The sequence below is a fragment of the Streptomyces sp. CA-106110 genome (assembly GCF_050936285.1).
Lineage (GTDB): Bacteria > Actinomycetota > Actinomycetes > Streptomycetales > Streptomycetaceae > Streptomyces.
The window spans coordinates 5,385,077-5,396,972 of record NZ_JBNJNB010000001.1 but is presented as its reverse complement, the minus strand read 5'-3'; the positions used below and the strand labels follow the sequence as shown (position 1 = coordinate 5,396,972).

11 protein-coding genes are annotated in these 11,896 nt (G+C 70.6%); 10 read left to right on the top strand and 1 reads right to left on the bottom strand.

Annotation, left to right across the window (positions count from 1 at the left end):
* Positions 1–236: 236 nt before the first annotated feature.
* Positions 237–1,427 carry a sensor histidine kinase gene (locus ACQEXA_RS24830; RefSeq protein WP_432931231.1) on the bottom strand — a complete coding sequence of 397 codons (1,191 nt, stop codon included), beginning with the start codon at positions 1,425–1,427 and terminating at the stop codon, positions 237–239.
* 339 nt (positions 1,428–1,766) lie between these two features.
* On the opposite strand from ACQEXA_RS24830, the gene ACQEXA_RS24825 reads away from it, so the two are divergent.
* From ACQEXA_RS24825 to ACQEXA_RS24780, 10 genes are all read left to right on the top strand, one after another.
* Entirely contained in the window at positions 1,767–2,213 is a 447-nt protein-coding gene (locus tag ACQEXA_RS24825) for an NADH-quinone oxidoreductase subunit A (RefSeq protein WP_359395327.1), read from the top strand.
* Positions 2,204–2,860, top strand: a complete 657-nt coding sequence (locus tag ACQEXA_RS24820) for an NADH-quinone oxidoreductase subunit B (protein ID WP_432931233.1) — start codon at positions 2,204–2,206, stop codon at positions 2,858–2,860. The genes ACQEXA_RS24825 and ACQEXA_RS24820 overlap by 10 nt, the downstream gene beginning before the upstream one ends.
* Positions 2,860–4,134 carry an NADH-quinone oxidoreductase subunit C gene (locus ACQEXA_RS24815; protein WP_432931235.1) on the top strand — a complete coding sequence of 425 codons (1,275 nt, stop codon included), beginning with the start codon at positions 2,860–2,862 and terminating at the stop codon, positions 4,132–4,134. The genes ACQEXA_RS24820 and ACQEXA_RS24815 overlap by 1 nt, the downstream gene beginning before the upstream one ends.
* Positions 4,131–5,087: a complex I subunit 1/NuoH family protein gene (locus tag ACQEXA_RS24810; RefSeq protein ID WP_432931237.1), complete on the top strand. Its 957-nt coding sequence runs from the start codon at positions 4,131–4,133 to the stop codon at positions 5,085–5,087. The genes ACQEXA_RS24815 and ACQEXA_RS24810 overlap by 4 nt, the downstream gene beginning before the upstream one ends.
* A 110-nt stretch (positions 5,088–5,197) precedes the next feature.
* A complete protein-coding gene (locus tag ACQEXA_RS24805) occupies positions 5,198–5,719 on the top strand; it encodes a 4Fe-4S binding protein (protein WP_433134614.1) in 522 nt (173 codons plus the stop codon).
* Positions 5,716–6,351, top strand: coding sequence for an NADH-quinone oxidoreductase subunit J family protein (locus ACQEXA_RS24800; RefSeq protein ID WP_432931239.1), 636 nt, complete (start codon positions 5,716–5,718; stop codon positions 6,349–6,351). Before ACQEXA_RS24805 ends, ACQEXA_RS24800 begins: the two co-directional genes overlap by 4 nt.
* Positions 6,351–6,716 carry an NADH-quinone oxidoreductase subunit NuoK gene (gene nuoK / locus ACQEXA_RS24795; protein ID WP_359395294.1) on the top strand — a complete coding sequence of 122 codons (366 nt, stop codon included), beginning with the start codon at positions 6,351–6,353 and terminating at the stop codon, positions 6,714–6,716. Before ACQEXA_RS24800 ends, nuoK begins: the two co-directional genes overlap by 1 nt.
* Positions 6,713–8,704, top strand: coding sequence for an NADH-quinone oxidoreductase subunit 5 family protein (locus ACQEXA_RS24790; protein ID WP_432931241.1), 1,992 nt, complete (start codon positions 6,713–6,715; stop codon positions 8,702–8,704). Before nuoK ends, ACQEXA_RS24790 begins: the two co-directional genes overlap by 4 nt.
* A gap of 6 nt (positions 8,705–8,710) precedes the next feature.
* Positions 8,711–10,285, top strand: coding sequence for an NADH-quinone oxidoreductase subunit M (locus ACQEXA_RS24785; RefSeq protein ID WP_433131056.1), 1,575 nt, complete (start codon positions 8,711–8,713; stop codon positions 10,283–10,285).
* Positions 10,282–11,781: an NADH-quinone oxidoreductase subunit N gene (locus tag ACQEXA_RS24780; RefSeq protein ID WP_432931244.1), complete on the top strand. Its 1,500-nt coding sequence runs from the start codon at positions 10,282–10,284 to the stop codon at positions 11,779–11,781. Before ACQEXA_RS24785 ends, ACQEXA_RS24780 begins: the two co-directional genes overlap by 4 nt.
* Positions 11,782–11,896: the final 115 nt, after the last annotated feature.

The window sequence follows — 11,896 nt, the reverse complement described above, 5'->3', positions numbered from 1 at the left end:
CGGGTCGGCGTCTTCAAGCGGGGGTTTTCCCCACCCAGCACTTCACGCGGGTACGGGTGGTCGGAAGACCTCGTAGAAGGAGCAAGCAGAGATGGAAGGAAGAAGGCCGGACGCGCGCCCATGCCCCCGACCGCTCCCTAGTACGGGAGCGGTCTTCTTGCGGGAGCGGTCGTCATGCGGGAGCGGGTAGTACGCCCCCGCGTACTACCCGCTCCCGAAACCCCTCCGCGTGCCCGCTACCGCTGACGTGTCTCGTCGCCCCGGTCCCGCCACGGAAGCTCCGCCGTGACGACCGTAGGACCACCCAGCGGCGAGTCGACGACGAACAGGCCGTCGACCGCGCCCAGCCGCTCCGCGAGCCCCGCCATTCCACTGCCGCCGTCGAGGCGGGCGCCGCCGCGGCCGTCGTCCCTCACCTGCATCATCAGCCGCTGGTCAGCCCGCCAGACCTCGACGGAGGCGGTTCTCGCCCCACTGTGCTTGCTGATGTTCTGCAGCAGTTCGGAGACCGTGAAGTAGGCGATGCCCTCGATCGCCGCGGCCGGCCTCGTCTCCAGGTCGACGGTCACCTTCACGGGGACGGTGCACCGTGTGGCGACCGCCGAGAGCGCCGCGTCCAGACCCCGGTCGGTGAGCACTGCGGGATGGATGCCGCGGGCGAGGTCCCGCAGTTCCTGCAGCGCGAGCTTCACCTCGCCGTGCGCCTCCGCGACCATCGCCGCCGCCGCGTCCGGGTCCTCGAGCAACTTCTCCTTGGCCAGACCGAGTCCCATCGCCAGGTTCACCAGCCGGGCCTGCGCCCCGTCGTGCAGGTCGCGTTCGATACGGCGCAGATCCGCCGCCGCGGTGTCCACGACCACCCCGCGGTCGGACTCCAGTTCCGCGATGCGCCGCTCCAGTTCGTCCGAGGGCGACAGAAGCCCCCGCACCATCGCCCGGTCCACGTTCGTCAGCCCCCGCGCGATGAACGGCAGGACCGGCCAGAGGAGGAACAGCGACACGAGCGTCACCGTGAAGGTCGCGATCCCCCAGGGCAGCCGGATGAAGTCGTACAGCATCGTCCGCCAGCCCACTGGGTCCTTCAGGGCCATCCACAGCCGCTGCATCACCCCGCCGCCCCGGCGCAACGGCAGCGGACTCGGCTCTTCCACCCGCACCCCGAGCAGCGCCCTGGCCCGGGCCCGCTCCGCCTTGCCCAGCTGCCGCGCGCCCATGAGCCCGGCCGCCAGCAGCGGCAGGCCGATCACGGTCGCCGTCAGCCCCGCCCCTGTGGACAGCACCGTCACCACGTAGATGAAGCCGACGAGCGCCATCGGCAGGTTCGCGAGCAGATGCGCGATCTCCCGCCAGGTGTATCCGTCGAGGGCGAAGCGCGGTGGTGGGCGCTCGTCGTCCCCGGCGCCGCGGCTCGTGAGGGGTTCGGTCATATCTCCCGGCATTTCCGGCGCATCTTCCGGCCTTTTTCGGTCATGAACACCAGCCTGCCAACCCGGAGCGCCATGGCGCCATGAGGCGGACCGCCGCCGTGGGGTGGGGCAAACCCCACCCCGGCGGGACCGCCGCAGAGTGAGCGCAGGCCGCACCAGGGGTACGTGAGCGAAGCCGCACGAGGAGTACCGGCGTATCCAGAGCACGACGGGCTGCTTACCCTCTCTTTAGCAGGGCCTAGACTCCCGTGCGTACAGAACGTCGAACACAAGGTTCATCAGGGTCACGAGGTCAGGGAGTGAGGGGCTGACGTGTCGGATCCGACCGCCGTCGCCGTCATGGCGGAGACCGTGAGCACCGGAATCGCGGGGAACGTTTCCACGGCGGGAACCGGAAGCGCCGGAAACGTCGTCGCGGCGGGCTACTTCCAGTCCTATTCCGTCGTCGGGCTGCTCGCCGTCGTGGGCGTGCTCTTCGTGGCCGTCGCCTTCGGCGCGGGCCGTCTGCTGCGCCCGGTCGTGCCCACGCCCGAGAAGCTGCTGACCTACGAGTGCGGCGTCGACCCCGTCGGCGAGGGCTGGGCCCACACACAGGTCCGCTACTACGTCTACGCGTTTCTGTACGTGATCTTCGCCGTCGACTCGATCTTCCTGTTCCCCTGGGCAACGGTCTTCGCCGCCCCCGGCTACGGCGCGACGACGCTCGTGGAGATGTTCATCTTCCTCGGCTTCCTGACCGTGGGCCTGCTGTACGCATACAAGAAGGGGGTCCTGGCATGGACGTGAACCCCTCCACCCCGTCGGCTCCCGAGCCGGTGCTGCTGCCGGAGCCCGGGGCCCTCCCCGCCGACGGCAACGCGAGGCTCGGCGTGCTGTCCCGTCTCGCCCCCGAGCCCATGAAGGTGGTCCTGAACTGGGGCCGCCGGTACTCCCTGTGGGTCTTCAACTTCGGCCTCGCCTGCTGCGCGATCGAGTTCATCGCCGCATCGATGGCCCGCCACGACTTCATCCGGCTCGGTGTGATCCCGTTCGCCCCCGGTCCTCGCCAGGCCGACCTGATGGTGGTGTCCGGAACGGTCACGGACAAGATGGCCCCGGCCGTCAAACGCCTGTACGAGCAGATGCCCGAGCCGAAGTACGTGATCTCCTTCGGCGCGTGCTCGAACTGCGGAGGCCCCTACTGGGACTCGTACTCCGTCACGAAGGGCGTCGACCAGATCATCCCGGTCGACGTGTACGTCCCTGGCTGCCCGCCGCGCCCCGAGGCGCTTCTCCAGGGCATCCTCAAACTCCAGGAGAAGATCGCGCGCGAGTCGCTGGGGGAGCGGTACGGCGCCGCGGCTCCGCGGGCGTCCGTGGCCGCGCTGCAGAGCGGGCTCGTACGTCCGCCGCTCAGCGGTGCCACCGATGCCACCAGTGAGGGGGGCGCGTGATGACCGCGGCCGGCTGGCTGCCAGCGCCCGCCGAGGAACTGTTCGGCACCGAGGCCACGGCGGAGCAGTCGTACGAGGTCCTGACGGTGGACGTACCCCCGTCGGCCTGGATCTCCGCGCTGCGCACCGCCCGTGACGAGCTTGGCTGTACCTACTTCGACTGGCTGAGCGCGGTCGACGAACCGGGCACGGGCTTCCGCGTCTCGGCGCACGTCGTCGCCCTGTCCCCGGTACGGCGGCTGCTGCTGCGGACGACCGTCCCGCACGAGGCACCGGTCCTGCCCTCCGCCGTGGACGTGTACGCGGGCGCGGCCTGGCACGAGCGCGAGACGCACGAGATGTTCGGCGTCCTCTTCGAGGGCCACCCGGCCCTGGATCACCTGCTTCTGCCGGAGACCTTCGAGGGCCACCCCTTGCGCAAGGACTTCGTCCTGGCCGCCCGGGTCGCGAAGGCCTGGCCGGGAGCCAAGGAACCGGGCGAGTCGGAGCACGGCGGCCCGAAGCGGCGCCAGATGCTGCCCCCGGGCGTCCCCGATCCGAACGAGTGGGGCCCGCTCAAGGGCCAGCTTCCTCCGGCTCCCGCCCGCCCGGCCCGGGCCGCGGGGCGCGTGGCCGGCGAACGCCCGGTCCGCCGCGCCCGCACGGCAGCGGAGGGCTCGGCGAGCCAGGCTCCGGCCGCCACTCCGGCCACGAGCGAGCCCGCGGAGACGCCCGGCGCGCCCCGCCGCGCGCGGAGTGCGTCGCAGGGCTCGGCCTCGCAACGCGGCGCGGAGCCGGCCACCGGGTCTGCGGCTCCGCCGGCGGGTGTCCGGCGTGCGCGGAGTGCGTCGGAGGGTTCGGCTTCGCAGCGTGCGGACGGTGCGGGGGGCGGGGAGGCTGCTGCGGCTCCGACTGCCGGTGCCCGGCGTGCGCGCAGTGCGTCCGAGGGTTCCGCCTCGCAACGTGCCGTTGCCCCGGAATCGGAGGACACGGCCGCGGGGCGCCCCGCGGCGTCGCGCAGCTCCGACGCCCCTTGGCACCACGCCCGCCCGGCTTTCGACGCGCCCGAGTCCGAGTCCGCCGCCGAACCTCCGGCCAAGCCCGAGCCCGCCCCCGAACCTCCGGCCAAGGCGGAGGCCGGACCGCCGGCCGAAACGGAGGGCGAACCGCAAGCCGAACCGGAAGCAGCCGAGGCGGCCGGGAGCGAGGAACGTCCCGAGGACGCCCGACGTCCTGAGCCCCCGACCCGCGACGAACCCCCCACCCCCGACGATCCCTCAGGAGGCACGCAGTGAACGTCGCTCTGCGACTCCTCGTCGTGTTCGTCGTCTTCCTCACCTTCCCGCTGATCATCGGTCAGACGGAACACAAGGTCATGGCCCATATGCAGGGACGCCTCGGCCCGATGTACGCGGGCGGCTTCCACGGCTGGGCCCAGCTCGTCGCCGACGGTGTGAAGTTCGCGCAGAAGGAGGACGTCGTCCCGGCTGGCGCGGACCGACGCATCTTTCAGCTCGCCCCCGCAGTCGCCCTGCTCCCGTACCTCCTGATCCTCCTCGTGATTCCGATAGGCCCCGGCCAGGGCGCCGTCGGACAGGTCGTCGACGCGGGCATCTTCTTCGTGCTGGCCGTCATGGGCGTCGGCGTCCTCGGCTCGCTCATGGCCGGCTGGGCCTCCGCCAACAAGTACTCCCTTCTCGGCGGCCTCCGCACCGCAGCCCAGCTCCTCGCCTATGAACTCCCGATGCTGCTCGCCGCCGCCTCGGTGGCGATGGCGGCGGGCACCGTCTCGCTCTCCGGCATCGTCGACGCCTTCGAGTGGTGGTGGGTGCCCTGGCAGATCGTCGGCGCGCTCGTCTTCTTCGTGGCCGGCCTCGCCGAACTGCAACGCCCGCCCTTCGACATGCCCGTCGCCGACTCCGAGATCATCTTCGGCGCCTACACCGAGTACACCGGCCTGCGATTCGCCCTGTTCCTCCTCGCCGAGTACGCCGGAATCATCGTCCTGTGCGGTCTGACCACCGTCCTCTTCCTGGGCGGATGGCACGGTCCCTGGGGCGCGGGCGGCCTCGGCTGGCTGTGGACGCTCCTGAAGACCGCGATCCTCGCCTTCGTCGTCATCTGGCTGCGCGTCACCTATCCCCGTCTGCGCGAGGACCAGCTCCAGAAGTTCTCCTGGACGCTCCTCGTCCCCCTCTCCCTCGCCCAGATCGCCCTCACCGGCATCGTCAAGGTGGTGATCTCCTGATGTCCCGTCCGTCGCCCGGCCAGGGTTCCTCGACGACGCCGTCCGGGCGGTCCCGGCTGTCGATTCCCGGCTCCGGTCTCGCCAAGGGCCTGGCCGTCACCCTGCGCACGATGACGAAGAAGACGGTCACCCAGCAGTACCCGGACGCCCGACCTGCCCTCCCGCCCCGCAGCCGCGGTGTCATCGGGCTGTTCGAGGAGAACTGCACGGTCTGCATGCTCTGCGCCCGGGAATGCCCGGACTGGTGCATCTACATCGACTCCCACAAGGAGACGATCCCGGCCGCGGCCCCCGGCGGCCGTGAGCGCAGCCGCAACGTGCTCGACCGCTTCGCCATCGACTTCTCCCTCTGCATGTACTGCGGTATCTGCATCGAGGTCTGCCCCTTCGACGCCCTGTTCTGGTCCCCGGAGTTCGAATACGCCGAGACCGACATCCGCGACCTCACCCACGAGCGCGACAAGCTCCGCGAGTGGATGTGGACCGTGCCCGCCCCGCCCGCCCTCGATCCCGGCGCCGAGGAACCCAAGGAGATCGCCGCCGCCCGCAAGACCGCCGAGAAGCTCGCCGCCGCACAGGCCGAGCAGGCCGAGCCGACTGAGCCTGCCGGTCCGCAGGGAGGAGAGTCGTGAGCCTTGCCATCGCGGCGGTGACCACGGCCGCCACCCAGACGCACGGCTTCCTCTCCCCGACCGGCGTCGAGATCGCTTTCCTGCTCGTCGGCCTGGTCACCTTCGGCGCCGCGCTCGTCACGGTCACCACCAGGCAACTGGTGCACGCCGCCCTGTGGCTGGTGGTGACCCTCGGCGGTCTCGCCGTCGAATACCTCCTGCTCACCGCCGAGTTCATCGCGTGGATGCAGGTGCTCATCTACGTCGGCTCCGTCGTCGTCCTCCTTCTGTTCGGTCTGATGCTCACCAAGGCCCCCATCGGCCGCTCCCCGGACGCCGACTCCGGCAACCGCTGGGCCGCCCTCACCGTGGCGGTCGCCGCCGCGGCAGCCCTGGTGTGGGTGGTCGTCGACGCCTTCCGTACGACCTGGATCGACCTCGGCGGCGCCGCCTCCGGCTCCACCAAGGTCACGGGCGCCAGCCTGTTCCAGAACTGGGTCCTCCCCTTCGAGGCCCTCTCCGTCCTCCTCCTCGCCGCCCTGGTGGGCGCGATCGTCCTGTCCCGCAAGTCGAAGGCGGACAAGGCAGCGGCGGCCACCGGGAGCACCGCGACCGTCCCCGGCAGCCGGAGCGAGAAGGAGGGCGTCCGCTGATGCACCTCGTCTATCCCGCCGTTCTCTCCGCCCTCCTCTTCTCGACGGGCCTGTACGGCGTCCTCGCCCGACGCAACGCGATCCTGGTCCTGATGTCGGTCGAGCTGATGCTCAACGCCGTCAACCTCAACCTGGTCGCCTTCGACGTCTGGCTGAGCAGGACCGCCCGCGAAACGCTGCACTCCGGCCAAGCCCTGACCCTGTTCACCATCGCCATCGCCGCCGCCGAGATCGGCATCGGCCTGGCGATCGTTCTCGCCGTCTACCGCAACCGCGGCACCTCGGACATCGACAGACTCCGCGACACCGCCGAGGGCCCCGAAGGCGAACCGCCCGCGGCTGAGAAGGCTGAGGCCACCGCGTGACCACGACCACCTTCGCCGTCCTCGTCCCCCTTCTTCCGTTCCTGGGCGCCGCGGCAGGCCTGCTGCTCGGCCGCACGGCCCCGGGCTTCGTCCGCCCGATCGCCGTCCTGCCCAGCCTCGCGTCCCTGGCGCTGGCTGCGCTGGTCGCCGTGCACCAGGGCGGCGGCGCGACCATCGAGTCCGCCACCGAGCTCACGCCCACCGGCTCGCTCCCGATCGAGCTGGCCCTGAACATCGACGGATTCGCCGCCCTCGTCGCCGTCCTGGTCGGCGTCGTCGCCTCGTGCGTGCAGATCTACTCGACGGGCTACCTGCGGGACGACCCGCGCTACCCCTCCTACGCCGCTCTCGTCTCCCTGTTCACCTCCGCGATGCTCCTGGTCGTCTACTCGGGCGATCTGATCGTGCTGCTGGTGGGCTGGGAAATCATGGGCATCTGCTCCTACTTCCTGGTCGGCCACTACTGGGAGACCCCGGAGGCCCGAGCCGCCTCCATCAAGGCCTTTCTAGTCACCAAGCTCGGCGACATCCCCTTCCTGATCGGTCTGTTCGCGCTGGGCACCGACGCCGGCTCCTTCCGCATCACACGCGTACTCGGCACCGTCGCGGGCGGTGGACTGCATCACCCGACCCTGGTCGCGCTGCTGCTGCTGGCCGGCGTGGCCGGCAAGTCGGCGCAGTTCCCGCTGCACACCTGGCTCCCCGACGCGATGGCGGGCCCGACCCCCGTCTCCGCGCTGATCCACGCCGCGACCATGGTCGCCGCCGGTGTCTACTTCATCGCCCGTCTCCTCCCGGTCTTCGAGGCCTCCTCGGCCGCGATGCTGGTCCTCGCCGTCATGGCCGCGGTCACCATGGCCGGCTCGGCGCTCGCCGCCCTCGCCCAGGACGACATCAAACGCGTCCTCGCGTACTCCACGATCGGCCAGCTGGGCTACATGACCGGCGCCCTAGCCGTCGGCGACCGCGGTGCCGCCGTCTTCCACCTCCTCGCCCACGGCGCCTTCAAGGCGCTGCTGTTCCTCGCCGCCGGCGTGATCATCCACGCAGCCGGCACCAACTCGCTCGCGGCCATGTCCCGTATGAAGGACCTGCGCCTGCGCGTCCCCGACGCCTACTGGACGATGACCGTGGCGCTCCTCGCGCTCGCCGCGATCCCGCCGTTCGCCGGCTTCTTCTCCAAGGAGTCCGTCCTCGGCGCGGCCGAGCACGTCGCCACCGGCCACACCGAGCACGCACCCATCGCGGCCGGCTGGATCGTCCTCGTCACCGGCCTAGTCACCGCCCTGCTGACCGCCGCGTACGCGACCCGCCTGTGGCTGCTCGCCTTCCGCGGCCACGGCGCCGAGGCTCCTGACCACGGCAGGCAGCCCCTCGTCATGAACGCCGTGCTGTGGGTGCTCGCGGTGCCCTCGCTGGCGTTCGGGCTCGTGTACAGGCTGTTGCCCGACTGGTTCGACGGCCGCTCCCTGACGCCGACACTCACCACCTCCGTCCTCGGCACGGGACTCGCTCTGGTGGGCGGACTCATGACGTACAGCGCCTGGCGGCACACCACCGCGCTCGCAGGGCGGGTCCCGCTTGGCGCCGTGGCGGCCCACCCCGAGGCGGACGCCGGTCTGGTGGAGGCCGAAGCCATCGCCAGCCATGCCCCCGCCTACGGAGATGTGGCCTACGCACCGGACCCGGCCGACCCCGGCCGTCTACTGCTCGGCCCGCTGCACCGCCACGCGGCCGTCGGCTTCCACCTGGACGCCGTGTACGACCTGCTCTTCGTCCGTCCGGTCCAGGCCGGAGCGGCCCTCGTCCGGTTCCTCGACCGCGAGGTCGTCGAGACCTACGTACGCGGCGCCGGCGCACTGCCCCGGCTGCTCGGGGCCGCCGTACGACGCGCCCAGACGGGCAATGTGCAGACCTATGTGAGCGCGCTGCTCGCCGGCACCGTCGTCCTGGTGGTGGCCGCCCTCCTAGTCGCCACGGGAGCGTGAGCCGGCGTGATCGATATCAGCGAGTCCGTGATGCAGTTCCTTCTGGCATTCATCGTCGTCGTGCCGCTCATCGGCGCGCTCGCCGCCCTTCTGCCGGCCCCGCCCGGGCTGAAGGGCAAGTCGCCCGAACAGGCTGTGCTGAGGCACGGCGTGACGGTCACCGGCGCCATCCTCATCGCGGTGATCGTCCTGGCGCTCGGCTTCGACCGCGACCACCCGTCGAAGATGCAGGCCACGACCGACATCAGCTGGATCCCCGCACTCGACGTACGGATCCACCTCGGCATCGACGGCATCTCGCTCCCCCTTCTGGTCCTGACCGCGCTGCTGACCTTCCTCTGCGCGCTGTACTCCTACTTCAAGAGGCCTTCGGGCCCGTCCCCGAAGGCCTTCGTCGCCCTGCTGCTCGTCCTCGAGTCCGGCACCCTCGCGACCTTCGCCGTCCTCGACCTGCTGCTGTTCTTCCTCGCGTTCGAGATGGTCCTCATCCCGATGTACTTCCTCATCGCCCGCTGGGGCGGCGAGGGACGGACCCGGGCCGCCTGGAGGTTCATCCTCTTCACGCTGCTCGGCTCCGTCGTGATGCTGCTCGGCCTGCTCCTGATCGGACTCAAGGCGGGCACGTTCGACATGGTGGCACTCGCCACTGACAACGGGCGGTCACTCACCGCATCCGTGCAGGTCATCGCCGTTTTGGCGATCGGGATCGGACTCGCCGTGAAGGCGCCGATGTGGCCGCTGCACAGCTGGCTGCCCGACGCCCACACCTCCGCCCCGACCGTCGGCTCGGTCCTGCTGGCCGGTGTCCTGCTGAAGATGGGCACGTACGGGTTCGTGCGCATCCTGCTGCCGATCGCACCCCAGGGGTTCCACACCTTCGCGCCCTACCTCGCCGCCTTCGCCGTCGTCGGGATCATCTACGGATCCCTGGCCTGCCTCGCTCTCGCCAAGCGGGGCGCGAAGGGCGACCTCAAGCGGCTCATCGCCTACTCCTCCGTCGGGCACATGGGGTTCGTGCTGCTCGGCATCGCCACGACCACCCCGACCGGGGTGAACGGCGCGCTGTTCGCCAACATCGCCCACGGCCTCATCACCGGCCTCCTCTTCTTCCTGGTCGGCGCGCTGAAAGACCGCACCGGCAGCATCGACCTCGACACCCTCGCCCAGGAGACCGGCGCCGCCCTCTACGGCAAGGCACCCCGCCTCGGCGGGCTGCTGGCCTTCGGCGCCGTCGCCTCGCTCGGCCTGCCCGGCCTGGCCGGGTTCTGGGGCGAGATGCTGGCGATGTTCGGTGCTTTCAAGCCCGCCGCCGACCTCAGCCGCCCTGCCTTCCTCACCTTCATGGCGATCGCCGCGTTCGGCACGCTGCTCACTGCCGCGTACATGCTCATCGTGGTACGCCGTGTGTGCATGGGCGCGGCACCGGAGGGGGCCCCCAGGCTCGCCGACGTCCACGCCTACGAATTCGCGGCGTGGACACCGCTCGTCGCCCTCACCGTCGTGGCGGGCCTGTGGCCCAGGGCCCTTCTCGGCCTGACGGACCCGGCCGTGCAGCAGCTCCTCGCAGGAGGCACCCGATGAGCTCCCTCGTCCAGTCCGTCGACTGGCTGGCGATCGCCCCGCCGACCATCGCGGCCGTCGTCGCGCTCGTCGTCCTCGTCGCCGACCTGTTCCTGGGCGAGCAGCGGAAGGCACTCCTCGGCTGGGTCTCCGTCGCCGGACTCGCCGCCGCCGCGCTCATGCTGCTGCCTCTGCTGGACGGTGACCGCGCCACCTTCTGCCTGACGGGCGACCCTCATGTGTGCAGCTACACGGCGGACCGTTTCACCCTCGTCATCCAGTTCCTTGTGCTCGGCGGCGCCCTGCTCGCGGCTCTCCTGACCGTCACCGCCCTGAAGGACGCCAAGAGGCAGCTGCCCGAAGGGGAATTCTGGTTCCTGCTGCTGTCCTCGGCGGCCGGCGCCGCCCTGCTGCCCGCCTCACGGGACCTCGCGACCCTCATCGTCGCCCTGGAGGTCGCCTCACTGCCGGCGTTCGCCCTGGTCGGCATCCGGTACGGCGACAAGAGGTCCTCAGAAGCGGCCCTGAAGTTCTTCCTGTCCTCCGTCACCGCGACCGCGGTGAGCCTCATGGGCATCAGCTTCGTGTACGCAGCAACGGGCACCCTCTACCTCACCCAGGTGGCCGAGCGCATCCAGCACGTCGACGGTCAACTGCACACGCTCGCCCAGACGGGCGTGGTCCTGACCCTGGTCGGCTTCGCCTTCAAGACGGCCGCCGTGCCGTTCCACTTCTGGGTGCCCGACACCTACGTGGGTGCGCCCCTGCCGGTCGCCGCCTACCTGTCGGTCGTCGGCAAGGCGGTCGGCTTCTCCGGCATCATCCTCATCACTGTCGTGGCCCTCCCCTCGTACTCCGACGTCTGGGGCCCGGTACTCGCCGTCCTGGCGGCCCTCACCATGACCGTCGGCAACGTCGGCGCCCTCCGGCAGCAGGCCACGCGCGCGTACAGCGCCGTACGCCTGCTCGCCTGGTCCTCCGTCGGCCAGGCTGGCTACATCCTGGTGCCGATCGCAGCGGCCGCCTACGCCAAGGACGCCCAGAAGCCGATCGGCTCCACCGTGGCCTACGCCCTGATGTACGCGGTGGTGAACCTGGGTGCGTTCGCCGTCGCCGCCCTCGTGGGCCGTACAAGGACGCTCAATCGCCTCACCGACTACCGCGGCCTGTACGCGTCGAACCCCCTGACCGCGCTGCTTCTGGCCTTCTTCCTGCTCTGCCTGGCCGGGCTCCCACCAGGCATCATCGGCCTGTTCGCGAAGGTCACCGTCTTCTCCGCGGCTGTCGACGCGGGGCTGGGCTGGCTCGCCGTGGTCATGGCCGTGAACGTGGTGATCGCGCTCTTCTACTACCTCCAGTGGACGGCCCTGCTCTTCCGCGCCCCCGAGGGGGAGCCCGAGAAGCACCGGGTCCCGGCCCCGCTCTCGGCCGCCATCGGCCTGACCGCCGTCGCGGGCGTCGTCCTTTCGGGAGCCCCTGAGCTGGTGCTGCGTTTCTCGGCCACGGTCCTCTTCTGACGAGGGACGCAAACCACGCATGTGCCGCACGTCGTCACGTACGCGCGCGTGCAGGAGCCGTAATCGTCACCCGGACGGCCTACCTGTGCCGCTGCACGCACAAGGGAACTTGAGC

Coding starts and splice junctions, on each gene's coding strand:
- ACQEXA_RS24830 (WP_432931231.1), bottom strand. CDS start 1,427: ATGACCGAACCCCTCACGAGCCGCGGCGCCGGGGACGACGAGCGCCCA.
- ACQEXA_RS24825 (WP_359395327.1), top strand. CDS start 1,767: ATGGCGGAGACCGTGAGCACCGGAATCGCGGGGAACGTTTCCACGGCG.
- ACQEXA_RS24820 (WP_432931233.1), top strand. CDS start 2,204: ATGGACGTGAACCCCTCCACCCCGTCGGCTCCCGAGCCGGTGCTGCTG.
- ACQEXA_RS24815 (WP_432931235.1), top strand. CDS start 2,860: ATGACCGCGGCCGGCTGGCTGCCAGCGCCCGCCGAGGAACTGTTCGGC.
- ACQEXA_RS24805 (WP_433134614.1), top strand. CDS start 5,198: ATGACGAAGAAGACGGTCACCCAGCAGTACCCGGACGCCCGACCTGCC.
- nuoK (WP_359395294.1), top strand. CDS start 6,351: ATGCACCTCGTCTATCCCGCCGTTCTCTCCGCCCTCCTCTTCTCGACG.
- ACQEXA_RS24780 (WP_432931244.1), top strand. CDS start 10,282: ATGAGCTCCCTCGTCCAGTCCGTCGACTGGCTGGCGATCGCCCCGCCG.